Annotated in this window: 19 protein-coding genes; 5 read left to right on the top strand and 14 right to left on the bottom strand. The window is 65.7% G+C overall.

The features are described from left to right. Nucleotides 1-332 precede the first annotated feature (332 nt). Nucleotides 333-1,094: an MlaC/ttg2D family ABC transporter substrate-binding protein gene (locus RHOSA_RS0105800; RefSeq protein WP_027287929.1), complete on the top strand. Its 762-nt coding sequence runs from the start codon at nt 333-335 to the stop codon at nt 1,092-1,094. A gap of 52 nt (nt 1,095-1,146) precedes the next feature. Continuing rightward, nucleotides 1,147-2,151: a glucosaminidase domain-containing protein gene (locus RHOSA_RS20770; RefSeq protein ID WP_051431848.1), complete on the top strand. Its 1,005-nt coding sequence runs from the start codon at nt 1,147-1,149 to the stop codon at nt 2,149-2,151. A gap of 75 nt (nt 2,152-2,226) precedes the next feature. On the opposite strand, the gene RHOSA_RS0105790 is transcribed toward RHOSA_RS20770, so the two are convergent. The 6 genes from RHOSA_RS0105790 to RHOSA_RS24045 form a co-directional block, all read right to left on the bottom strand. Then, on the bottom strand, nt 2,227-2,454 hold the full coding sequence (locus RHOSA_RS0105790) for a hypothetical protein (protein WP_027287928.1): 228 nt from the start codon (nt 2,452-2,454) through the stop codon (nt 2,227-2,229). Nucleotides 2,455-2,614: 160 nt separating this feature from the next. Further along, a complete protein-coding gene (locus RHOSA_RS20765; protein ID WP_081728511.1) occupies nt 2,615-4,435 on the bottom strand; it encodes a monovalent cation:proton antiporter-2 (CPA2) family protein in 1,821 nt (606 codons plus the stop codon). 89 nt (nt 4,436-4,524) lie between these two features. Beyond that, nucleotides 4,525-5,748 (bottom strand): multidrug effflux MFS transporter, encoded by a 1,224-nt coding sequence (locus RHOSA_RS0105780; RefSeq protein WP_027287927.1) that lies wholly within the window; start codon nt 5,746-5,748, stop codon nt 4,525-4,527. Nucleotides 5,749-6,107: 359 nt separating this feature from the next. After that, nucleotides 6,108-7,640, bottom strand: coding sequence for a protein adenylyltransferase SelO (locus RHOSA_RS20760; RefSeq protein ID WP_081728510.1), 1,533 nt, complete (start codon nt 7,638-7,640; stop codon nt 6,108-6,110). A gap of 224 nt (nt 7,641-7,864) precedes the next feature. Continuing rightward, nucleotides 7,865-8,110, bottom strand: a complete 246-nt coding sequence (locus RHOSA_RS0105770) for an ATP-dependent Clp protease adaptor ClpS (protein WP_200372007.1) — start codon at nt 8,108-8,110, stop codon at nt 7,865-7,867. A gap of 188 nt (nt 8,111-8,298) precedes the next feature. Then, nucleotides 8,299-8,739: a DUF4168 domain-containing protein gene (locus RHOSA_RS24045; protein ID WP_051431847.1), complete on the bottom strand. Its 441-nt coding sequence runs from the start codon at nt 8,737-8,739 to the stop codon at nt 8,299-8,301. Between the two features lie 333 nt (nt 8,740-9,072). On the opposite strand from RHOSA_RS24045, the gene RHOSA_RS0105755 reads away from it, so the two are divergent. After that, on the top strand, nt 9,073-10,011 hold the full coding sequence (locus RHOSA_RS0105755) for a homoserine O-succinyltransferase (protein WP_027287925.1): 939 nt from the start codon (nt 9,073-9,075) through the stop codon (nt 10,009-10,011). Nucleotides 10,012-10,072: 61 nt separating this feature from the next. Here RHOSA_RS0105755 and can read toward each other — a convergent pair whose 3' ends face one another. From can to RHOSA_RS20745, 5 genes are all read right to left on the bottom strand, one after another. Continuing rightward, complete coding sequence (can, locus tag RHOSA_RS0105750; protein WP_037255766.1) at nt 10,073-10,705, bottom strand: carbonate dehydratase; 633 nt, start codon at nt 10,703-10,705, stop codon at nt 10,073-10,075. Between the two features lie 208 nt (nt 10,706-10,913). Continuing rightward, nucleotides 10,914-11,765 carry a polyamine aminopropyltransferase gene (gene speE / locus RHOSA_RS0105745; protein WP_027287923.1) on the bottom strand — a complete coding sequence of 284 codons (852 nt, stop codon included), beginning with the start codon at nt 11,763-11,765 and terminating at the stop codon, nt 10,914-10,916. 149 nt (nt 11,766-11,914) lie between these two features. After that, nucleotides 11,915-13,135 (bottom strand): amidase, encoded by a 1,221-nt coding sequence (locus tag RHOSA_RS20750; RefSeq protein WP_051431846.1) that lies wholly within the window; start codon nt 13,133-13,135, stop codon nt 11,915-11,917. A 175-nt stretch (nt 13,136-13,310) separates the two neighbouring features. Continuing rightward, nucleotides 13,311-13,622, bottom strand: a complete 312-nt coding sequence (locus RHOSA_RS0105735) for a hypothetical protein (RefSeq protein WP_027287922.1) — start codon at nt 13,620-13,622, stop codon at nt 13,311-13,313. Between the two features lie 142 nt (nt 13,623-13,764). Continuing rightward, the gene (locus RHOSA_RS20745) at nt 13,765-14,928 is read right to left on the bottom strand and encodes an MFS transporter (protein WP_037255764.1); all 1,164 of its coding nucleotides are present in this window, start codon (nt 14,926-14,928) and stop codon (nt 13,765-13,767) included. Between the two features lie 119 nt (nt 14,929-15,047). On the opposite strand from RHOSA_RS20745, the gene RHOSA_RS20740 reads away from it, so the two are divergent. Continuing rightward, nucleotides 15,048-16,634: a gamma-glutamyltransferase gene (locus RHOSA_RS20740; RefSeq protein WP_037255762.1), complete on the top strand. Its 1,587-nt coding sequence runs from the start codon at nt 15,048-15,050 to the stop codon at nt 16,632-16,634. Here RHOSA_RS20740 and RHOSA_RS24040 read toward each other — a convergent pair. The 3 genes from RHOSA_RS24040 to RHOSA_RS0105710 all read right to left on the bottom strand — a co-directional run bounded on the left by RHOSA_RS24040 (nt 16,631) and on the right by RHOSA_RS0105710 (nt 21,457). Further along, complete coding sequence (locus tag RHOSA_RS24040) at nt 16,631-18,613, bottom strand: PAS domain-containing sensor histidine kinase (RefSeq protein WP_027287921.1); 1,983 nt, start codon at nt 18,611-18,613, stop codon at nt 16,631-16,633. The two genes, RHOSA_RS20740 and RHOSA_RS24040, sit on opposite strands and share 4 nt — an antisense overlap. Before the next feature lie 446 nt (nt 18,614-19,059). Continuing rightward, a complete protein-coding gene (locus RHOSA_RS0105715) occupies nt 19,060-20,073 on the bottom strand; it encodes a serine hydrolase domain-containing protein (RefSeq protein WP_200372006.1) in 1,014 nt (337 codons plus the stop codon). 97 nt (nt 20,074-20,170) lie between these two features. Next, the gene (locus RHOSA_RS0105710; RefSeq protein WP_027287919.1) at nt 20,171-21,457 is read right to left on the bottom strand and encodes an NAD(P)/FAD-dependent oxidoreductase; all 1,287 of its coding nucleotides are present in this window, start codon (nt 21,455-21,457) and stop codon (nt 20,171-20,173) included. Between the two features lie 238 nt (nt 21,458-21,695). On the opposite strand from RHOSA_RS0105710, the gene RHOSA_RS0105705 reads away from it, so the two are divergent. Further along, entirely contained in the window at nt 21,696-23,063 is a 1,368-nt protein-coding gene (locus RHOSA_RS0105705; RefSeq protein ID WP_027287918.1) for a glutamine synthetase family protein, read from the top strand. Nucleotides 23,064-23,138: the final 75 nt, after the last annotated feature.

Here is a 23,138-nt window from a genome sequence, read left to right as displayed (position 1 = left end):
TGCCGTCGATCCGCGTCACACTATTTACGCAGCCGGACCGCTTCTGGTTCGCCGGTTTCGCTCATCGATATGTGGCCCCACCGATTAACGTCGCCCCCCGAGAGGTTGTTTCAAGGGCGACCTTGTCAGCACCAACCCGGTCACAGCTGTGCGCAGGGAAACGTGAGATTGGCACACCAACGTCACGCGCATTTTGACAGGAATAAGGCGTCGATTGGCTGAGCGGGTCCGCCGTACAGGCCGTCGCGAACGCCCAGATGCTAAGCGCCTCATGCGGTTTGGCCTCAGGGATCGTCTTGCGAAAAGGGGAAGTTATCGTGACTGCAGACGCCATGATTCACAGTGCCGCAAGCATCGCGCACGCGACCGATACCGGCCGCCAGCGCAGCCGTCTGGCGCGTTTGGCGCTGCTTGGAGCGTTCCTGATGGCGGTGGCCGCGCCGCAAACCGCGATGGCGACGGACGCAAGCACACAACCGCGTGCCCCCGAAGCGGAACGCGCAATCACGCGCCTGAACGATCGCCTCGTCGGCGTTCTGAACGACGGCACCAAGGACACGTCGGCACGCGAACACGCACTTGCGAACACGCTGCGTGATGAGATCGACTTCAACACGATCGCGAGCTTCGTTCTGGGACGCTACGCCGCGGGCCTGAACGGCGATCAACGCCGGATGTTCCAGCACACGTTCGCCGATTATGTCGTCGGCACTTACAGCCGGCTGCTTTCCCGCAACGCGATCGCCAAAATGTCGGTGACCGCTTCCCGCAAGGTTACCCCCGACACAGCGGCTGTCTCGACCCACGTCGACCGTCGCCACGGCAAGGAAACGCGCTGGGTCTGGCGCGTCCACCGGATGGAGACGGGCCACTGGCGCATCGTCGATCTGCAGACGGCAGGCGCCTCGCTTGCGGTCAACTACCGCTCGGAGTTCGGTGACACGCTTCGCCAGCAGGGATTCGACGCCCTGATCCAGGAAATCCGAACGCACACCAAGCACGGAACCGCGCTGCCCGACGAAAATCAGGCAATCCTGATGCTGGTCGGGGGTGATCAGGATAGCAAGCTTGCACTAAGCACGCCGGACCCCTAGGTCAGCTGGCGAAGTTTGGGGTATCAGAAACCGAACGAAAGCAGCTGATTGCATGGCATTTCCGACCCGCCCGCCGGCAGCCGTCAAGGCTGTCCTGGTTGCGGCTGTGCTTTTGGCGGCCACTGGGTCCGCCGCGGTCACGGCCAGGCCCGTTCAGGCCGACGACGCACCAGCCCGCGCGCCGCAACGGACGTCCGAGGGGATGAAGGCGCAGCACTCCGCTTCCGAGAGGCGGCAAGAGCTGCTCGAAACGGACGCTGGAAAGGTCCGGCCACCGCAAGCGCACCTCCAGAACGTGAATCTGGACCAAGTTCGCCAGGGCGCGCAGCTAGTGCCGCAGGCGGAGGTGAGCAACCTGCCAGCACGCCTCCAGCAGGTTGCGCGCACGAGCACGCGTAAGCGCCTGTTCATCAAGACGATGCTCCCGGCCGTGCTGCAGGCGAATCAAGCCATCCGGGCCGAACGCGACTTCGTCGAAGCGATCATTGCGCTCGACATTCCGCGCGACGAACTGCCAGTGGAAATGCGCGCCAAACTGCGCACGCTGGCGGATAAGTATCGGGTCGACCGGGATGATTTAGAGACGCTGCAACGCCGGGTGGACATCGTGCCGCCAGCCCTTGTACTCGCCCAGGCAGCGATCGAGACGGGCTGGGGAACCAGCCGATTCGCCCAGCAAGGCAACGCGCTCTTCGGTCAGCACACCACCGACCCCGACGATCCCGGTATGGTGCCGCGTGGGCTTGAGAATCCGGATTTCCGTGTTCGGACGTTCAAAACGGTGACGCAGGCGGTCGAGTCCTACCTGCTGAACCTCAACACGCATGCGGCCTACGCCAATCTTCGGGCTGTCCGCGCGCGGGCGCGGGCACGCGGTACCGCCCCCAAGGCGGTCGAGATGGCAACCGGGCTCGCCGACTATTCAGCCCGCGGCCAAGCCTACGTCGAGGATATCCGCCTGATCATCCGGGGGAACAATCTTGAGGCGTTTGCGCAAGCGCGTCTGCAGCCCCGTGTCAACCAACTGGTAGACGCCAGTTCGTTCACCGACGACTAAGGCGAAACGCCCGCAAGAGACAACAGCCTCTCGTGCGACGCCGGGCTCACCGCCAAGCGGCTTGACGCAGGTGGCTCAGTGCCGCGTCAGCACCGGCGGTTCCGCGGCTTCTTCCCAGGTCGGCGGCGCGACATCCTCAGCCGCGATGGTCGCGCGGATCGTATCGACCGCACATGGCCCCGTACCGGTCATGCAGCGCGGGCAGCTCGCTTGAACGAGGGTGTGGAAATCCTCGCTGATCGTCAGCAAGGCGCGGCAGTTTTGCTGGGTGGCCGAGCGCTTCGGATCGGTCGGGTCGTACATGGAGGTCAAGCCCAGTCATGCATGGTTGTGGTCGTGCGTCGACACTGGCCGCGAGGGCTTAACAATGGATGAAATTACCTCAATCTCTTCCGAAGTACGCCTAATACCACGATATTACCCGATCGATACTCGACTACTGGCGGTGGCGGTCGTCACCAACTCACCGGTCGTTTGATTTTCCATCCGCGCCACGGTCGCTGCGCCGGCGCCGATGCGGAACGACGTGACGGGCGAACCAGCTGCCGGTGTCCGGCTTCTTCCCCTCCTGACCGATCGCATGCTCACGCGCCTCCAGAAGTTCGTCGAGCAGCGCATAATCGTTCCGGCGGAAGGCGTTCAAGCTTTCCTCCACGCGCCCTTCATCGGTGCCCGAAAGGCGCAGCACGGTCGCCCCCAGCTGCAGGCTGGCCTCCACCGCTTCCGAGACCACGGCGCTGGCTCCAGCCAGCTCAAGGCGCTTGCGGTGCTGGCCATCACGGGCACGGGAGACGATCGTGAACGCCGCATCGTGGCCACGCAGGGCGCCCACCGCGCGCTCCGCCAGGCCCGGCTGGTCCAGCGTGATCACAGCCGCCCGCGCGCGCTCCAGACCGGCGGCGCGCAGTACTTCCAGCCGGCTGGCGTCGCCGAAATAAACCGGCATGTTCTCGTTCCGCCCGCGACGCACCCGTTCCATATCGAAGTCGAGCGCGACGAAGGGCACATCGTTGCGCTCCAGGAGCTTGCAGACCGTCCAGCCGACCCGGCCGAACCCGGCAACCAGCACATGGTGATCCAGGTCGCCGGTCGCTTCCTCCAGTTGCTCGGCGGTGCCGACAGGGCGGTCGTCAGCACCGAACCAACGCCGACCGACCCAGGCGAATACCGGGGTCGTCGCCATGGAGATCGCGACCACCGCCAGCAACGCCTGCCCGACCGAATCGCCGACGACGTTCAGCTGCAGCGCAAGCCCCAAGATGACGAAGGCAAACTCCCCACCCTGCGCCAGCAAGAGCGCAACCCGCGCGGCCATCCGGTGACCTTGCTTAAAGGCCCGCAACAGGACGTAGAGGATCGCTGCTTTGCCGGTCAGCAGCGCGGCCGCCAACCCCAGTAGTGGCAGCAGGTTCTCGATGATCTGGCCCAGATCGATCGACATCCCGACCGTGATGAAGAACAGCCCCAGAAACAGGCCGCGGAACGGCTGTATGTCCGCTTCGATCTGATGGCGGTACTCGGTATCGGCCAGCAGCAGGCCCGCCAGGAACGCGCCAAGCGCCATCGACATGCCGGCCTGTGCTGTTGCATAGCCGGTGGCCAGTACGATCAACAGGTTGGTGGCGGCAAAGATCTCCGGGTTCCGGGTCTCCGCGATCACTCGGTAGACCGGCCGCAAAAACAGCCGGCCGATCAGCAGGATCGCGCCGATCGCCACCGCCGCCTTGACGGCGGCCAGCGCCAGCGCGCTGACGATGTTGGTCGATCCCCCTGCCAGGATCGGCAGCAGCGCCAACAATGGCACCACGGCCAGATCCTGGAACAGCAGCACGGCGACCGACAGGCGGCCGTGCCGGTCAGCCAGTTCACGCCGTTCAATCAGCAGCTGCAACACCGTCGCGGTCGACGACAACGCCAACGCGCCACCTAGAATCAGCGCGGTTTCCGCACTCAACCCGACGGTCATCGCGATCGCCGCGATCGCGACCGAGGTCACGCCGACCTGCGCCAGCCCAAGTCCAAAGATCAGGTGACGCATCTCGACCAGCCGGCGCAGCGGTAGATCGAGGCCGATCGTGAACAACAGGAAGATGACACCGAACTCAGCCAGAAGTTCGGTGCCCTCGGGATCGTGGATCAGGCCGGCGGCGTAGGGACCGATCAGGATGCCCGCGGTCAAATAGCCCAACACCGGCGTGATACGCAGGCGCTGAAACAGGGCAACGCACAGGATCGCCGCCAGCAGGATGATCAGGACGTCGTTCAGATGGCCATGTTCAGGCATCGGGCTCGCTTGCGGGTTCGCGCGTGAGGGGTGGAGCTAGCGCGTCCCTTGTAACACGAGCGAACGGTTAAACCACCGGAACGCGTGCTCTAGCCGCCCTCGCCGACCTGGAACAGCCGGCCGCGCTCGGTGATCAGCACGGTCGCAAGCGCGCACAGCGTGAGCACAGTGAACCCCAAGGTGATCGGCCGAATCGTGCCGTCGAACTGCTGCCCGACCAGTCCGGCAAACCCGCCGCCCGCGGCCATCATCCAGAAACCGATCAGCGAGGAGCCCACGCCAGCAAGCCGGCCCAACGGATCCATGGCGAGCGCGTTGAAGTTGGGCGCGATGTGGCCGAAGCAGAAGAAGGTGCCGAAGCAAAACAGGGCGTAGATGAAGAGCGGCGGGTGCGCGGGATAGCCAAACGCGGCCATCAAGCCGCAAAGCACCAGGAACCCGACCAGCGCCGCGTGCGACACGCGGCGCATGCCAAGCCGTTCGACGATCCGCGAGTTCGAGAAGGAGGCCGCGACGATCGCCAAGGCGATCGCGCCGAACAACAGCGTGAATTCCTGGCCCATGCCATAGACCTGCGTGAACACCTGCTCGGCCGTCGAGACGTAGGTCATCAAGCTGCCGAACATGAAGCCAAGCGCCAGCGTGTAGCCCACGCTCTGGCGCGTGGTCGCCATCGTGCGCACGGCTGTCAGCAGGCGAACCGGCGGGCCGGGTGGGCAGGTTTCTTCCAGGCGCAGGGCCGCCCACAGCGAAAGCGCGGCGCCGAACGTCACCAGAAAGGCGAAGATCCAGCGCCACGGCCCCAGCAGCATCATCCCGCTCCCGAGCGTGGGCGCCAACACCGGCACGATGATGAACACCATCATGACGAACGACATGACCCGCGACATGCCCCGCCCGGCGTAGCGGTCGCGCACCACCGCGATGGCGACGACCCGCGGGGCCGCAGCCCCGAGCCCCTGGATCACCCGGCCGACCAGCAGAACCTCGAAAGATGGCGCCGCCGCCGCCATCAGGCTGCCCACGGCATACACCACGAGCCCGCCCATCAGCACCGGCTTGCGGCCCAGCCGATCGGACAGCGGACCGGCGTACAGATGGCCCGCTGAAAACCCGAACAGATAGATGATGATGACGAGTTGCGCCGCGTTCGGGTCGGACAGCTGGAACGCGCCTGCGATCCCAGGCAACGCTGGCAGCATCATGTCCAGTGACAGCGCAGTCATTGCCATCATGCCGGCGATCAGCATGACAAACTCGGGAAATCCGATCCGGCTTTCGGCCGGTGGCGGCGTCTCTTTAGCCTGGGTCATGAAGACGTCTGGTTTCCGTTTGGCGGCGCGAACGCGCTTACCGGGAGCTTTTCGCACAAACCGCGCCCGCGCCCAAATCGCCTCGCGCAACCCTGCATCCAGCCAGTAGGAGGGTGTATTTGCGCTTTGACGATAGACGTACGGGTGTACGTGTGCGTTGTTAGACCCTGCCGGGCGAGATTGCGGAACCCCGCACTGTTACGTCGGGCAAGAAAAAGCGAGGTTGGCGTCTTCAGATAGGCCCGTGCGGCCCGCAACGTTGGGCAGGTTGGTACAGGCTTACCTCACCCTGCCCGCATTTTCCAGTTAACGCGGGTTCATCCGCCACACGGCTGTGTCACGACGAACAGCAACCAGCCTCAGGTGCCGCAGAAGGTGTTGCGGACCACCTCATGCTGTTGCGGCGGTTGGGCGAGATCGGCGTGCTCAGGGTGATCGCCGAACGGATCGGCCAACACGCTCAGCAATGCGTCCAGCGTGTTGTGGTCGCCCGCCAGGACCCCATCGTAAGCACGGTAGACATGGTGCTTGCGGAGCACGAATGCCGGATTGACCGCCCGCATCGCGTTCTGCCGTTCAGCGTCGGACCGCGCCTCCTGGGCCAGACGGGTGCGCCACTGCGCCGCCCAGGCGTCAAACGCCGCGGAATCGCGGAACAACGCCCGGAGAGGCCCGTCCTTGCCGTCGTCCGCGCCGTTGGCTTCCGACAACCTGCGAAAGGTGAGCGTGAAGTCGGCGTTCTGCTCGCCCATCCGCTGCAGCAGATCGAGTGCGAGATCGACGTCGCCGTCTAGCTCCTCTGCTAGGCCGATCTTGGCGCGCAGGCCGGCGTTGAAGCGGGCGTCGAACGCAGGCTCGAACGCTGCCAGTGCGTCGTAGGCCGCCTGCTTCCCCTGCTCCGGGTCATCGGCCAGGAGCGGCAGCAGCGTCTCGGCAAAGCGGCACAGGTTCCAGTGCGCCATCTGCGGCTGCTGGTTGAAGGCGTAGCGTCCGCCCATGTCGACAGCCGAAAAGCAGGCCGCCGGATGATAGCTGTCCATCCAGGCGAACGGCCCGTAGTCGATCGTCTCGCCCACGATCGAGACGTTGTCGGTGTTCATCACGCCGTGGATAAACCCGACCAGCATCCACTGCGCGATCAGGTCGCCGGTCCGCCGGGTGACCTCCTGCAGCAGCGCGGCATAGGGGTTTTCCGCCTGCTTAAGGTCCGGGTAATGGCGGTCGAGCACGTAGTCGGCCAGCAGCTTGACGCCCTCCTGGTCGCCCTGGCGCGCGAAGTACTCGAACGTGCCAACACGGACGTGGCTGGTCGCGACGCGCGTGATTACGCCCCCCGGACGGACGTCCTCGCGGAGCACCCGCTCGCCGGTGGTGACCATGGCCAGCGCGCGCGTGGTCGGCACGCCGAGTGCCGCCATCGCTTCACTGCCCAGATACTCCGCCACCACAGGGAACAGCGCCGCGCGCCCGTCCCCCATCCGCGAGAACGGCGTCTTGCCGGCGCCCTTCAGCTGAACGTCGCGTTTGGTTCCGATGCGGTCGGTCACCTCGCCCAGCAACACCGCGCGGCCGTCGCCCAACTGCGGCACCCAATTACCGAACTGGTGCCCGGCGTAAGCCTGCGCGATCGGATCGGCACTGGCCGGCACGCGGTTGCCCGCGAAGACCTGTAGCCCCGCATCGGTTTCCAGCTTCGATGGATCAAGCCCCAGCTCCCGGGCCAACGGCGTGTTCAGACGCAGGAACTTCGGATCGCGTACCTGGGCCGGCTGCACACGGGCGTAGAAACGCTCCGGCAGGCGGGCGTAACTGGTCTCGAAGCCAAAGGGATCTTCTGCCGTCGGCTGCGGGGTCGCAGCAGTCTCTGCGGACTGCGCATCGCTGAGCGCCATGGCGTCAAAGCCTCTCTATCGATGTCGCTTGGACGAATACCTGAGCAGAAAGGTAGGCTAAACGATCCGAAAACAAACCCGGCGTCCCCTTGAGATCATCGTCATGTAACAGGGACGTCGGGCGGCTGCGTTTGAACAAGCCACCGACCATCAAACGCCATCGACAAAGATTGGGGCTGCACGCCTGTGAAGAGGTGGCCCACCAACTCCAAGCGCAACGAGGCCTAGGTATCCGGCTCGGTCGAGAGCATCAGCGGATGCCCTTCCTGACGCGCCATATCGCAAGCTTCCTGCGCCTTGGTCTCGGCGATATCCTTGGCATAGACAGCGACCAGGGCGGTCCCCTGCTGGTGCGCCGTCATCATGACGCTGTAGGCCTTCGACTCGTGCATCCCGAAAACACTGTAGAGCACCGCAACGACAAACTCCCGCGGGGTGTAGTCGTCGTTGTGCAACAGCACCTTATACATGCGCGGACGCGCCGTCTTGCTACTGGCATCAGTTTTCGGGGTAACGATGTCTTCATTCATGCTGCATGCCCACATCGCCCACCGCATGCGCGGACAAACCGCTTTCCGGCCCCATCGCCCGCGCCATGAACATCCCCTGGCGGGCCGATTTGCGACCCGCCGAGGGGATCTCCAAACGAGCAGGCCTCTTACTGACCCTGCTCCTGCTTCTGCTGGGCCTGCATCAGGCCCAGAACCTTCTGGCGCAGTTGCTTGTCCTGCTGCGCGGCCTTGGCAATCTCCTGATACTCACCCGTGGTGATGCCGTCGGTGGCCGCAATCTTTTCGTCCATCGCGTTCTTGGCCTGCATACGCAGCTTCTCGAACTGCTCGCGATCCTCGTTCTGCTGCGCCTCGCGTAGCTGTGGGCGATACTCCTGCATCACCGAGGACACCTCGACCGCAGCGGCGGCGAAGGACTCCAGCTTGGCCTCGGAATAGCTCGGGGCCTGCTGTTGTTCCGACGACGGCTCGGATTGCTGGTTGTCGGCGTTCTGGGCGCTTGCCGGCACGGACAGGCCAGCGACGGCAAGGCCGGCGGCGGTCGCCAGCGCGATCACGGCGGTGCCAAACGAGGTACGGCGGTTCATGCGGACTCTCCTTGCGTCTCAATCGATCGAGGTTGGGGCGATCCGGCGCCGCACGGCGTTGGCCGACGTGAACCGCCCGAGCGGGTGTGCCCGTTCTGGACTGCCTTCGGACATTGGGTCCAAACACGCGTTCGCAACCGCCCGTGTGTGAAAATCCCGTTTCATCCCTATGCGGGCCCCGGGCTGTCACAGGCCGACCAACATCTCCGGACCTCGCGTCACCTGGGTTGGGATGCCGGGATGCGTGCGGTAAACTGCCCCGCTGACACGAGGTATGCGGTGGCACGCATGCGTCCGCAGGCCCGCATCGCGCAAAACAGGAGGTGTACGGCTGTGCCGATCAAGATCCCGGACAACTCGCCAGCCGAGCGGATCCTGGAAGACGAAGGGATCGAACTGATCCGGACCAACCTGGCCCTGCGCCAGGACATCCGACCCATGCGCGTCCTCCTGCTCAACCTCATGCCGTCGAAGATCAGCACGGAGGTCCAACTGGCGCGGCTGCTGAGCCACACGCCGCTGCAGGTGGAGTTGACCCTGCTGACGACCGCCAGCTACGCCCCGAAACACACCAAACCCGAACACCTGAAGCAGTTCTACAACGTCCACAAGGACGTCGCGGACCAGTATTTCGACGCGCTCGTGATCACCGGTTCCCCCGTCGAGCAGTTGCCGTTCGAGAACGTCGACTATTGGAGCGAGCTGCGGGAAATCCTGGAATGGTCCAGCAGCAATGTCTTCCGGCGCCTGCACCTTTGCTGGGCTGCCCAGGCTGGCCTGTACCTACAGCACGGCATCGACAAGCGGGTGTTCCCCGAAAAGCTGTTCGGTGTGTTCCCGCAACAGGTATTGGCCAACCGGGAGCTGTTGCTGCGCGGCTTTCCCGACCGCTTCTGGTGCCCCGTCTCGCGCTATGCCGACGTCGCGCGGGAGGATATCCTGGCCAGTCCGGACCTGGATATCCTGGCCGATTCCGAGGAGTCCGGCGTGTGCCTGGTCGCCGACCGGCAAGGCCGCGACGTCTACATGCTCAACCATCTGGAATACGATACCGAGACCCTGGGCATGGAATACCACCGCGACCGCAACGCCGGACGCGCGACCGGCGTGCCCAAGAACTATTTCCCGAACGACGATCCCAACCAGCCGCCGATCAATTCCTGGCGGCCGTTCGCCTACCTGTTCTTCAGCAACTGGATGTACAAGCTGTACGAGGACACGCCGTTCGACCTGCAAGAACTGGCTTTCGTCCCGGCCCTCGCCACGGAATGAGCGCGGGGCCAGCCTCCCCCTGCGCGGGGAGGCTGGCGGAGAACGCCGTCAGGACCCGAGGCTACTCGACGCGCAAACGGGTCGCCGGGTCCAGATCATCGGGCCCGCGCAACGTGCAGCCCAGGTCGCGCAACCGCCCATCCGCGAGCCCGTAGATCCAGCCGTGCACGGAAACCTTCTGCCCGCGCCGCCACGCGCCCTGGATGATCGGCGTCTGCGCCACGTTGGTCGCTTGCTGTACCACGTTGATCTCGCACAGGCGGTCGGTCTGCGCCGCCTCGTCGCCAAGCGATGCGAGCTCTTCGGCGTGCTGGGCGCCAAGACGCCGCAACGGCTCCAACCAGTTGTCGATCAGGCCAAGCTCCACCCGACGCAGCGCCGCCCGCACGCCGCCGCAGCCGTAATGCCCGGTTACGATCACGTGGCGCACGCGCAGGGTCTCCACCGCAAACTGCAGAACCGCCAGCATGTTGAGGTCGGACGCGACCACCAGGTTGGCGACGTTGCGGTGGACGAACAGTTCGCCAGGATGCAAATCGACGATCTGGTTCGCCGGCACGCGGCTGTCCGAGCAGCCGATCCAGAGATACTCAGGACTCTGCTGCTGGCTGAGCATGCGGAAATACTGCGGATCCTCCGCATCAATCTGGGCAGCCCAGCGGGCGTTGTTGTCGAGCAGGTCCTTGAGCGACATAGCCCAACTCCTTCCGTGGTGGTCGATCGCGCGCACGATGCCCCCGCAATGCGGCGGGGACGGCTGCGGTTACAGCCCTTCGACTTGCAACATATTCCGGTTGCCGTCCAGGTCGTTGCGACTCCGCGTGCGACTATTATCCGCGGATCGCGCGGCACAGAAAGGCACCCTCCTGGGAACACAGGTCCCAATGGAGGTCTGCACTGCCTTACCTCACCAGCCGCCGCATCCACTCAGGCAGGGCGAACGCAGCCGCGTGGATGTCGGCGTTGTAATAGTCGGTCTCGACACCGCTAGCAGCGATCGTCTGGCGCACCGCGCCCGCGTCGGCGGTGCCGAGCTGAAGGCCGTTCGATCCCCAGGTGAGCGCCATGAAGCCGCCGGTATAGGTCGGCACGACCGTGAGGTAGACGCCGGCCTCGTCGAACACGCCCTTGAGCAGTTTGTGCGTCTCGGCAAGCTCGTCGGCCTGGTAGAACGGGCACCCGGTCTGGAATACGCCGATGCCCCGCTTGGCGAGCGCGCGCTGCAGGCGGGCGTAGAAGTCGTTGGCGAACAGGCTCTGCGCCGGGCCGACGGGATCGGGCCGATCAGCGATCGCCAAGTCGTAGGTGCCGGGCTCCGTACGCCCCAGGAACTCGAAGGCGTCCTCGGGGTAGAAGGTCAGGCGCGGGTCGTCGAACGCCCCCTTATTGACGTGGGCGAAGAACTCCTTGGAGACGTCGACCACCTCGGCATCGATATCGACCAGATCGACCTGCGCGACCTCCGGGTGCTTCAGCACCTCTTCCGCGACCGCTCCGTCACCACCGCCTACAATCAGCACGCGCTTAACGTTGCCGTGCTCGATCAGCGGCGGATGGACCAGCATCTCCGAGTATGCGCTTTCGTCGCGATCGGTCAGCTGCAGGATACCGTCGAGCACCAGAACGCGGCCGTTGGCCACGCTGTCGAACACCTGTAGGTGCTGGAACGCGCTCTCCCGGTCGACCAGCGGGTCGCCCTCGAGGTGCAGCGTCTGCTCATAACCGGTGTGTAGAGTCTCCCGGAAGGTGCGCATGGCAAGCAGGCTCCCGTTAAAAGGCGCAACTGGGATGTATCGGGCGGCGCCGGGCCAAGGATCGGCGTAGATCACGCCTCATTGGGGGTCAAGGTTCTGGCGATGGCAACGGCCTGGACGACCTGCGGAACGCGACGGTGAATCCGCCCTTACGCCTCGTCGAACACCGCCCCCGGATCGCGTTCCTGATTGGCAGGCAGCAGCCGGCTGGCGAAGGCGAGCAGGGCGCGATCACCGCCCCTGGGCCCGATCAAACCGAGGCCAAGCGGCAGACCACCTAGCTTGGTGACCGGAAGCGAGACCTGCGGGCAGCCACTCAGGCTCGCGATGCAGGAAAGGGTCAGGACGCGCGTGCGGTGGTCGGACCAAGCCTCCTCGTCGGCCGTGACCGGCGGTGCCACGCCAGGGGCGCTCGGCAGCGCGATGACGCCGCCGCCCTCGGTAAGCGCCTGAACGCGCGCCGCTGCGCTCCGCACGGTCTCCCACGCGGCCTTTGCATCGGCATCGCTCACGCTACGCGCCCAATCCCAGCGCTGCGCCAACTCAGAGCCAAGCGCGGTCGCACTTTCCGCGATCCAGGCACCATGCTGGTCGCATGCCTCACGCGCCTGAACGATGCGGAACGCCTGCTGCCAGGTCTCAAGGCCGCCGCTGTCACCAGCCAGCCGCATCGCCTCGCCGCCAGTCAGACGCTGCCGCAGCCGATCCTGCCAGGACGCGAGCGCCCGCGCGGTCTCGGGTTCGGCCAGATCCCAGGCATCCTCGGCGATCGTCAGCCGACCGATCTCCGCGCCATCGCTGTCGAGCGGCAGCAGATGCTCGCCCACGGCCTCCAGAACCTCGGTGTCGCGGGCAAACCAGCCGACCGTGTCGAAGCTGGGCGCGAGCGCCATCGCGCCCGCCGAAGGAACCGCGCCGTGGCTGGGCCGCAGACCGGGGATACCGCAGTAGCTGGCCGGCACGCGGACGGAGCCGCCGGTATCGGTGCCAAGCGCGAAATCACACAGCCCGCCAGCCACCGCGGCAGCCGAACCGCTGGAGGAGCCGCCCGGCGCGCGCCCGGGGGCATCCACATTCGTGGGCGTACCCTGGTGTGGGTTCGCGCCCGTCAGGCTGTAGGCGAGCTCGTCCATCACCGTGCGCCCGGTCAGACGCGCGCCTGCGGTCAGCAGCGTTGCCACGGCCGGCGCATTGGCCGTGGCCGGCTCAGTGAACCGGGCAGCGTAAGCCGGGCTGCCGCAAGTCTTGGCAACGCCTTCGAGGTCGAACAGATCCTTGACCGCGAAGGTCAGACCGGCAAGCGCGCCGATCTCGTTGTCCTGCCGGTCGAGCCGGCCGCCGGGCACGTAGACGCCGAGCGGATCGTCCATGTCGCGCGAATGTCCTTTATCTTGGCGGGGCCTTAACGGGCCGTCTGGGACGGAACATCTGACGTGGCGCGGAACATAGCAGCAGACCGCGCGCCCTCAAGGCCACGCGGTGGATACGGCGTCTCCACTCCGCCGAACCGCGCCGGTTGAAGCTGCCCGGCAGATCTGCGCCCAGCTAAATCTCCGTCACGTCGCCCTCGCCACCAGGTGACCGGTCGCGTCGCTCCGGCTTGCGTTCGGGCTTGCGCTGGGGGGCCTCGTCGTTGTCGATGCGCGGAATAATGATATTGCCCTCGTCGTCGATCCGCGGCGCGCCATACATCGGCAGGGAGTGCACGAACGTCTCGATCGCGTTCATCAACTGCTCGACGCCCTCGCGCGCCATCTCGCCCGGGCTATTCTGCTGGTCGTCTTCCTGGGCGGCGACGGTGGCTGCGCCGGCAACAAGCGTAAGCGCCGCGGCGAGGGTGAGAGCGCGGATGGCCATGACGGCAGGTCTCCTGACAAACGTCGTCTAGACGGTCTTTTGCAGCATCCATGACACATGCGCAATGTGACCGCTTGAGGGCGCGCCCGAGCCTGTCGGAACATGCTTCCAAAAGCTGGCCACCCGTTTTTGCGAGCTTGCTTTACCCTCTGCGCATGGGGCGCCGGCGCCAACCAACCAGCACGGCGAAAGCGGCGCCGAACGCGCTCAACACCACCAGATAGCCGTGCGGCGCCCACAACTCCATTCCCGTTCCGGCGAGCGCGGGACCGACGGTCGTGCCGGTTTCGTACAGCACCATGAAGCCGGCGTTGGCCACCGCCAGTTCGCCCGGGCCGAAGCGCGCGCCCAAATGCGCCAAACCGACCGTATAGTAGCCAAGCGCAATCCCGCCGTAGACGAACAACAGCGGCCAGACCACCCAGCTACCGGACCCGAAGGTCAGCAGCGCCAGCGGGACCAGCGCCCCCGCGATCCCGGCCAGACCCAACAGGCGCTGGCGATCCATCCGGTCGGCCAGCCAGCCCATCGGAAACTGCCAGGCGACCGCGCCTAGGATCAGCACGGTCAGCCATGTCAGCGCTACTGTCTCCCCGACGCCGGCACGCACGCCGTAGACCGGCAACAGCATGTAGCACGCGCTCTCGCTCACGCCCGCGATCAGGGCCGCGCCGGCAACCGTGGGCGCACGCGCCAGCACCTGGTGGATGCGCAGGCCTGGCGGAACCTCCAGGTCCGGCAGCAGGCCGCGCGCGGCCACCATTGGCAGGGCCGACAGTCCAAGCAAACCCGCACAGACTACAAACGGCAGCACACCCTCACGTCCGATCGCCTGTAGCAGCTGCGGCCCCAACGCCAGCCCGGCAAACAGCGCGATCGAATAGACCGCAATCACCCGCGCCCGGCTGCTTTCCCGCGCGATCGCGTTGACCCAGGTTTCCGCCACCAACCAAGGTAACGCCATCCCCGTGCCGATCAGGAAACGCAGCACGAACCAGGGCCCGAGCGCCGGGAACAACGGCAATGCCAGGATCGCCGCCACGCCGAGCGCGGTGCCCAGGATCAACGCCGGTACCGCGCCCAGCCGACGGACCCAGCCCGCCAGAAACGGCCCGACAACCAGCATCGCCAGCGCCTGCACCGAGCTGTTCAGCCCGATCAGGGTCGCTGACAGCTCCCAACGCTCCAGCGTCAGGTTCGCCAAGGGCATCAGCATCCCGATCGTCCCACCCACGCCGACACTGGCCGCGACCACTGCCCCGAGGCCGAGCGCGCGCTGATGTGCGGTAAGTTGGGCGGTAGTCATACGAGAAGATCCTTTTTGGGCGGTAGAAGACGGAGCATCCATCCCCTCCCTTACTCCGGACGATCTGGGAGCACCACCCCACTAGCCCGCCAGCACACGCAGTGCTAGACCCCAGCACTATGACGCACGCGCAGGACAGCACCGGCCGGGCAGCGGTCGCGGCCGGACATCCGGCGACGGCGCAAGCGGCGCGCGACGTGCTGGCGGACGGCGGCAACGCGTTCGACGCGGCACTCGCAGCGATCGCCGCGGCAAGTGTGGCGGAGCCGCTGCTCGGCTCGCTGGGCGGCGGCGGCTTCCTGCTCGCCCATCCGGCGGATGGGCCTGCGGTCCTGTACGACTTCTTCGCCCAGACACCGGGCCGCGCGCATCGGGGCAGCCAGACCGACTTCCGCGCGGTCGAGGTCGACTTCGGCCCGACAACGCAGGGGTTCCACATCGGTCTGGGGGCGGCGGCGGTGCCTGGTACGATCCGCGGTATCGCGGCGGTGCACGCGGATCTGGCCAGCCGGCCGCTGAGCGCACTGATGGCGCCAGCTGCGCAACTGGCGCGGGCGGGCGTGCCGCTGCGCGATTTCGACGCCTATGCCGGGCGCATCCTGGCTCCGATCCTGCGCACCACGCCGGCGCTGGCGCAGGTCTTCCAGACACCTGACGGCACGCCACGCGCGTCCGGCGACCGACTGGTCCAACCCGCCCTTGCCGACACGCTCGAGCAGTTGGGCGCGGAAGGCGACCGGCCGTTCCATGAAGGACCACTGGCCCACGCACTCGCCGCGCAGTGCAAGGCGTACGGCGGTCATCTCAGCGCGGAAGATCTCGCGACCTACCAAGTCGCCCGCCGAGAGCCGCTGGCGTGCACCTACCGGGACGCGCGGCTCCTGACCAATCCGGCACCATCCAGCGGTGGCATGCTGGTCGCCTTCGCGCTCGATCTTTTACAGGCGGCGGGGCCGGCCGAACCGGCCGGAAGTGCCGACCTGTTGCGCACCCTCGCCCGTGCGATGCGCCTGACCTCCGAAGCGCGGGCGGAAGCCGGGCGGCTGGGCGGCGCCGAAACGCCCGAACGCGCGCTGTTTGCGCCCGAGCTGCTGGACCGCTACCGCACCGCGATGGCGAAGCGGCCGCAATGCACACGCGGCACCACGCACATCTCGATCGCCGACGCTGACGGCAATCTGGCCGCCGTGACCCTGTCGAACGGCGAGGGCTGCGGCCACACGTGGCCTGGCACCGGCATCCACCTGAACAACATGCTGGGCGAAGAGGACCTGCACCCCGACGGCTTCGACGCCTGGCCGCCGGACACGCGGATCGCCTCGATGATGGCCCCGAGTGTCTTGGAACTGGCAAATGGGCGCTGGATCGCGTTCGGCTCCGGCGGCTCGAACCGCATTCGCACCGCGCTCCTTCAGGTCGCAAGCAACCTGGTCGATCACGACATGAGCGTGGCCGAGGCCGTGGACGCACCGCGCCTACACGTCGAACGCGGACTGGTCAGTCTGGAGCCAGGGTTCACGGAAGCGGCCATGACCGCCGCCGCGATGGAAGGCGAGCGGGTCAATCGTTGGCCGGAACGGAATATGTTCTTCGGCGGGGTGCATGCGGTTGACCGCGCCGGCGACGGCACGGTTACGGCTGCGGGTGACCCCCGACGCGGTGGGGTGACAGACGTGCTGGCGATGTCTGCGCAGCGTGGCAGTTAGGCCGATTTCGAGACCAACGCCGCGTCCGTCCCGACCGCAACGTCTGGATCCAACGCGCAGTTAAGGTCTTCCATCTCCATGACCCGTTCGGGTGGCAGCACCGCCGTCACTCTGGTCCCCACGCCAGCCGCGCTATCGATATCCAACCGACCGTCATGCAGCCGCATGAACGACTGTACCAAGTGCAGACCAAGCCCCAGCCCGTCGTACTTACGCTCCAACCGGGTATCGACCTGGACAAACGGCTCGGTAACCTCGTTGACGTATTCCGGTGGAATCCCGGGCCCCTCGTCGCTCACCACGATCTGTAGGCTGCCGTCGACACATAACTTGTGGGCGATCACGACCCGCCCTCCGGCTGGACTGAACTTGATCGCATTGTCCACCAGGTTGCTCACGACCTGCCGCATCAGCCGCGGATCCACCTTGAGCCGCACGGGCGGGCCGTCCTTGACCTCAAGGCTCAGGTTCGCGCGATCAGCCTGCTCCGTCATCCAGTTGGTCGCGGCCTTCAACAAGTCGCGGAGACAGATGACGTCTTCCTCGAGTGTGATGCGCCCATTCTCCATACGCGCGACGTCAAGCACGCTCTCAATGATGCCCCGCAAATGCTCACCGCTTTCAAGAATATGGGTGGCGTAATCGCGGTAGGCCGGATGCACGTGCCGACCCAACGTTTCATTGACCAGCAGATCGGCGAAACCGTTGATCGCGTTCAGCGGCGTACGCAATTCATGGCCCATCATCGCGAGAAAGCGCGATTTCGCCTCACTGGACGCCACCGCCGCATTGCGCGCAGCCACCAATTCCTCCTGCACGCGGTGGCGTTCGGTAATGTCCTGAACGACCCCGGCGTACCCCGTGATCCGACCGCGATCGTCGGTCAACGGTTCGCCGATCACATCCACCACCATGACGGTACCGTCAGCCAGGATGAGACGGTATTCGCAGCGATACTGTCCCGCCGTGGCGCGGGCGGCCCGGAACGTCTCCGCAACGCGTGCCAGGTCGTCGGGATGGATCCAGGCGCGCACCTCGTCATGTGCAAGGTTCCGGGCTTTAGCCTCCTGGCCGAACAGATAGAGCACCTCGGGCATCAGTTCGGTTTCCCGCGTCGCGAGATCATAGAACCAACCCCCCATTCGACCGATCCGCTGCGCATTGCGCAGCCGGGTCTCGCTCATGGCAAGCGCGTTCTCGCGGGCCTTGCGGGCCGTTAGATCGCGCAGGAAAACGGCGTGACAGGCCGCGCCCTCGTCACCGACGCACACCAGGGAGACCGCCGCGGGAAAGGTCGTGCCGTCGCGCCGGTATGCCGTGATCTCGCCTTGCGTGCCCGTATTCTGGCCACCAGAAACACCGGGGCGATCGGTTCCCTCGTCCGCCGCAGCCTGTACGGCAGCGATGCCGCCTGGAACGATCCAGGTAAAGGACTGGCCGACTAAGGCATCCTTCGACCAGTCGAGCAATGCGACAGCGCCCTGGTTGACGTTGACGATACGCCCGTCCGCCCCGGTCACGATCACCCCATCCGGGGCCGCCTCAACCACGCGGGCAACCAGGGCCTGCATATGGTTGTAGGATCGTTCGCACCGGCGCTGTTCGGTGACGTCTTCTTGAATCGCCAGATAGTTCGACACCCGCCCCTGATCGTCCCGGACCGGGGAAACCGACCAACGCACGAGAAACGGCGTCCCATCCCGCCGGTAGTTGACAGTCTCGCCATGCCAGGTCTGCCCGGCGCGCAGTTGCGAGGCCATGTCACTAAAGATCGTATGATCGGTCTCGCGCCCCTGCAGGACACGCGGCGTCTGGCCAACGATTTCCTCACGCGGCCAGCCAGTCATCCGTTCGAACGCCGCATTGACATAGACGATCCGGGGGCCGGACCGGTCGAGGTCGCAGTCCGTCACCAGTACCGACGCCGGCGCGGCATCGAGGTAGGGATGGTCTTGTTCCTCAAAATCCATCTCAGCCATGATACGTCCCCCTCGCCTCGTCACGCCTGCCCTACCGCCACCCGGCTGCCTGCTTTCCATCCACCATTGAACTCACTTAGAATCGGACCTGCTTTAAATCGGCTTGCGCGAGCTTGGCTTACTTAACTTAAGGCTCTGTGGCGAGCGGTAAGACGGCGCCAACATTCCTGCGTTTCGAATTAAATTTGTATAAAAATATACATATCGATGCCAGTATATTCGCAACACAATGGACCGGACCCGATCGCTCACACGAGTTTCGTATAGAAAATCGAAAAACCATATTTGATTCAGAATTAAGAGAAGAAGCCTTACCTGTTTGAAGATCGGCAGAAACTTCTCGCGTGCAAACGATTACCGCTACCCACGTGGTTGGGGATGCGAATCCATCTCAAGTGGATGTTTCGGATACCAGAAATACAATACATCACGCGGCGAGGTCAGGGTCAGCCCACCGCCAGGACATCATCGGTGATCAGGGCCATCAGATCTCCGAAGTATCCGCCGCTGCGTGCGGGTTGCGTCGGATCGCTCGTAATCGCGACGCTGATCCCGACATCGGGCGCAACTGCGACAATTTGGCCGCCATACCCACGCGCGAGCGCCAGCCGCCCTCTACGCGTTTGGGTCACGAACCAGCCATACCCATAGCCGAGACCCGAATAGGGCGAGCGGGTGACCGGAGTCAGGCTGGCCGCGATCCAGTCTTCGGGTAGAACCTGGTCGCCCTGCCATTGGCCGCCTTGGCGCACCAACTCGCCCAGCTTCAGCAGCGCGCGCGGGGTCAGCGCCATCTGATTGCCACCCATGTAGTAGCCCTGCGGGTCCCGGGTCCACGCCGGCACCTGGATATCCAGCGGCCGACCCAACCACTCCCGGGTCAAGGTAAGCAGATCCCGACCGGCCGCCTCGGCCAGGGCAGCGCCCAACACGTGGAAGCTGCCGGTCGAGTACAGCATCCGCCCGCCCGGCGCTGCCACGAACGGTCGAGACAGAGCGTCGGCCACCCAGTTATCGGAAGCGATCCATTCGCCATAATTCGGGCCCGAGGTGCGCTCAAGCCCGGCACGCAGCGTAACCAAGTCCCGCATCGTCAGATCCCGGACCCGCGGATCCGCGTCCGCCGGGATCAACTGCGGGGCGACGTCCCCCAGGCGAGAGTCGACCGACTGGATGACGCCACGGTCGATCGCCGCGCCAAGCAGGAGCGCCACGATCGATTTCGAGACGGACTTCACGTTCGCGACGGCATCGAGGCCCGAACCGCGGAAGGCCTCGGCCACCACCGTCTCGCCGCGGTGCGCCACCAGGATCGCATGCAGTTGGCGGTAGCGGCTTGCGGCGTCGCGCACCTGCGCCCAGCCGCCCTGGCGCGCAACGCCCGAACGCGGGAGAGCCGGCAGCGCCAGGGCGGACGCCGCCCCCGCCATGACGGTACGCCGCCGCAGGGTTTTCATCATCGGCTCCCTCAAGAGGCACGGATATCACCGCAGGACTTAAGCGGACGCGCGTCGTTGTCACGCCCTAACCGCACATCGCCCTGCACAAACGCCGTGTCTAAGGCAGGAAGTCCCGCATCCGGTACCACAGCATGCCCATCGCGAGCAGCGGCGTGCGTAGCAGCTTACCGCCCGGGAAAGGCGTGTGCGGCAGCTTTTCCATCACGTCGAAGCGCTCCGCCTGGCCGCGCACGGTTTCCGCAAGCATGCGCCCGACGACGCCGGTCAGGGCCACGCCATGGCCGGAGAAGCCCTGAGCGAACAGCACGTTGTTGCCCAACCGGCCGATGTGCGGCGTTCGCTCGGGAGTGATCGCCACGAAACCGCCCCAACAGTATTCGAGCTCCTGGTCCGCAAGCTGCGGGAACACCTGCAATATCTTCCCCCGCATCGCCTTCGGCAGATTGGGCGGCATCACGCTGGAATAGCTGACCCGCCCGCCGAACAGCAGCCGACGGTCCGCCGACAGGCGGTAGTAGTTGAGCACGAAGTTACTGTCGCAGACGCTGGCGTTGGTCGGCAGCAAGCGCTGCGCCCGTTCCGGGTCCAACGGATGGGTGGCCCCGATGTAGGTGCCCACTGGCATCACCTTGGACCGGATCTGCGGCACCAGATCGCCTAGATAGGCGTTGCCACAGAGCAGCAGGTAGTCGGCTTCGACTGCGCCGCGGTCCGTGACGGCGCGCGGCTTCGCGCCGTCCGTCTCCAGCCGGGTGACCTGGCTGTTCTCGTGCAGAACAACCCCCGCCTCCTCGGCCGCGCGGGCAAGGCCCAGGCAGTAGTTGAGCGGATGCAGATGGCCGCTGCCGAAGTCCGCCATGCCGCCGACGTAAGCATCGCTGTCGACCCAGTCGGTCAGGCGGTCGCGCTCGATGATCTCGGTACGGTCGTAGCCGCAGAAACGCGACCAGACTTCCGCCTCCGATTTCAGTTCATCCAGATGGCGGGGTTTGTTGGCCGCGTTGAAATGCGACCAGACAAGATCGCAGTCGATCGCATGCCGGGCGACCCGCTCGACGATCATCCGCTTGGATTCCTCGGCCAGGTCGAACAGCTGCCGGGCGCCTGCGTCACCCACCCAGCGGCGCAGCTTGGCGATATCGGCGTTGAAGCCGGTCGACGCCTGGCCGCCATTGCGCCCGGTCGCGCCCCAACCGATCCGCATGCCTTCCAGCAGCACGACCTTGTAGCCGCGCTCCGCCAACTCCAAGGCGGCGGTAACCCCGGTGAAACCGCCACCGACGACGCACACGTCCGCGCGCACCTCGCCCGCAAGCGGCGGGCGCTCTGGGGCCGGGCTGGCGGTCGCGGCGTAGTAGGAATCGATGTGCGCGGGCGCGCTCACGCGGACGGGAACCGTTGTCTGCAGGCGGGACGGGAACTCGGAACTGTGCCCTTAACACTGACGATCCCGCTGCTGGCGTCAAGAGCCTAGCCTGCCTTGCCACCGTCTGCGGGCCCACGTAGGATGCGTTCGGCCTCGCGGCCGGCGGGCAACCGGCCCACGGTGGCGCGCGAGGGCCCCGGCGCGGCCGACCGGCCGGCGACGGACGACCAAGCGGACCCGAGAGTTCTTTTTCCGCATGACATCCGACAACGGCGACGACCACGTCGCGAGCGACTTCCTCGATCGCTTCACGATCGACGAAGTCGAATGCCTGGTGCCCGATCTGGCAGGCATCGCGCGCGGCAAAATCCTGCCCGCGCAGAAATTCCTCAAGGGCATGCGCGAGACCGGCCTGCGCATCCCCGAGCAGATCTTCATCCAGACCGTCACCGGCGACTACGGCGAGAACGACGGCGTCACCTCGCCGGCGACGATCGACGTCTACCTGAAGCCCGACGTCCAGACCATGCGCCGGGTACCCTGGTACGAGGACCCGACGGCGCAGGTTATCTGCGACGCCCACTATTTCGACGGTTCGCCCGTGGAGATCGCCCCCCGGCGCACGCTGCAACGGGTGCTCGAGCTGTTCCGGGCACGGGGCTGGACGCCAGTGGTGGCGCCGGAACTGGAATTCTTCCTGGTCGATGTGAACACCGACCCGGACTACCCGCTGGAACCGCCGATCGGACGATCCGGCCGGCGGGAGACGGCCCGCCAGTCCTATGGCGTCGACGCGGTCAACGAGTTCGATCCGTTGTTCGAGGAGGTCTACGACTTCTGCGAGGCGCAGGGCATCGACATCGATACCCTGACCCACGAGTCCGGCGCCGCGCAGATGGAGATGAACTTCAACCACGGCAATCCGCTGGAACTCGCGGATCAGACCTTCCTGTTCAAGCGCACGGTCCGCGAAACGGCGATGCGCCACAAGGTCTACGCGACCTTCATGGCCAAGCCGATGGAGAACGAGCCCGGCAGCTCGATGCACATCCACCAGTCGGTGCTGGACTCAACCACCGGGCGCAACCTGTTCGCCAATTCCCACAACGGCGAAAACAGCGAGCTGTTCCTCTCCTACATCGCCGGGCTGCAGAAGTATCTGCCGGCGGTGATGCCGCTCTTGGCGCCCAACGTGAATTCCTATCGCCGGCTGATGCGCCACTCCGATGCGCCGATCAACACGCACTGGGGCCTGGACAACCGCACGGTGGGCTTCCGCGTGCCCGTGTCCGGCGCCGACAGCCGGCGGGTGGAGAACCGCTGCGCTGGCGCGGACTGCAACCCCTACCTGGCGATGGCCGCCTCGCTCGCCTGCGGCTATCTTGGTATGGTCGAGGAGCTGGAGCCGACCAAGCCGGTCGAGGGCAGCGGCTACCGTTTGGCGCACACCCTGCCGCGCACGCTCTATGACGCGCTCCACCGCTTCTCCCGGTCCAGCGGCCTGAAGCGCGTGCTGGGCGAAGATTTGGTGCAGGTGGTGACCTCCGTGAAGGACGCCGAGCTGGAAGCCTACCAGCGTGTGATCTCCAGCTGGGAGCGCGAGCACCTGCTGCTCAACGTGTGAGCGAAAAGATGATTCCGACCAGCGAACATCCCCTGCCCCGCCGCGCCCGCGACGTCGCGGCGGACGTGCTGATCA

It is taken from the genome of Rhodovibrio salinarum DSM 9154, assembly GCF_000515255.1.
Classification (GTDB): domain Bacteria; phylum Pseudomonadota; class Alphaproteobacteria; order Kiloniellales; family Rhodovibrionaceae; genus Rhodovibrio; species Rhodovibrio salinarum.
Note: the sequence above shows the minus strand (reverse complement) of the source record. Positions and strands in the feature narration are given on the sequence as shown.

Excerpts from the sequence above, each read along its gene's own strand:
- RHOSA_RS20770 (WP_051431848.1), top strand. The coding sequence starts at position 1,147 with ATGGCATTTCCGACCCGCCCGCCGGCAGCCGTCAAGGCTGTCCTGGTT.
- RHOSA_RS0105705 (WP_027287918.1), top strand. The coding sequence starts at position 21,696 with ATGACATCCGACAACGGCGACGACCACGTCGCGAGCGACTTCCTCGAT.
- can (WP_037255766.1), bottom strand. The coding sequence starts at position 10,705 with ATGTCGCTCAAGGACCTGCTCGACAACAACGCCCGCTGGGCTGCCCAG.
- RHOSA_RS20740 (WP_037255762.1), top strand. The coding sequence starts at position 15,048 with ATGACGCACGCGCAGGACAGCACCGGCCGGGCAGCGGTCGCGGCCGGA.
- RHOSA_RS0105735 (WP_027287922.1), bottom strand. The coding sequence starts at position 13,622 with ATGGCCATCCGCGCTCTCACCCTCGCCGCGGCGCTTACGCTTGTTGCC.
- RHOSA_RS0105790 (WP_027287928.1), bottom strand. The coding sequence starts at position 2,454 with ATGTACGACCCGACCGATCCGAAGCGCTCGGCCACCCAGCAAAACTGC.
- RHOSA_RS20745 (WP_037255764.1), bottom strand. The coding sequence starts at position 14,928 with ATGACTACCGCCCAACTTACCGCACATCAGCGCGCGCTCGGCCTCGGG.
- RHOSA_RS24045 (WP_051431847.1), bottom strand. The coding sequence starts at position 8,739 with ATGAACCGCCGTACCTCGTTTGGCACCGCCGTGATCGCGCTGGCGACC.
- RHOSA_RS24040 (WP_027287921.1), bottom strand. The coding sequence starts at position 18,613 with ATGGCTGAGATGGATTTTGAGGAACAAGACCATCCCTACCTCGATGCC.
- speE (WP_027287923.1), bottom strand. The coding sequence starts at position 11,765 with ATGCGCACCTTCCGGGAGACTCTACACACCGGTTATGAGCAGACGCTG.
- RHOSA_RS0105770 (WP_200372007.1), bottom strand. The coding sequence starts at position 8,110 with ATGTATAAGGTGCTGTTGCACAACGACGACTACACCCCGCGGGAGTTT.
- RHOSA_RS20760 (WP_081728510.1), bottom strand. The coding sequence starts at position 7,640 with ATGGCGCTCAGCGATGCGCAGTCCGCAGAGACTGCTGCGACCCCGCAG.
- RHOSA_RS20750 (WP_051431846.1), bottom strand. The coding sequence starts at position 13,135 with ATGGACGATCCGCTCGGCGTCTACGTGCCCGGCGGCCGGCTCGACCGG.
- RHOSA_RS0105800 (WP_027287929.1), top strand. The coding sequence starts at position 333 with ATGATTCACAGTGCCGCAAGCATCGCGCACGCGACCGATACCGGCCGC.
- RHOSA_RS0105780 (WP_027287927.1), bottom strand. The coding sequence starts at position 5,748 with ATGACCCAGGCTAAAGAGACGCCGCCACCGGCCGAAAGCCGGATCGGA.
- RHOSA_RS0105715 (WP_200372006.1), bottom strand. The coding sequence starts at position 20,073 with ATGATGAAAACCCTGCGGCGGCGTACCGTCATGGCGGGGGCGGCGTCC.
- RHOSA_RS20765 (WP_081728511.1), bottom strand. The coding sequence starts at position 4,435 with ATGCCTGAACATGGCCATCTGAACGACGTCCTGATCATCCTGCTGGCG.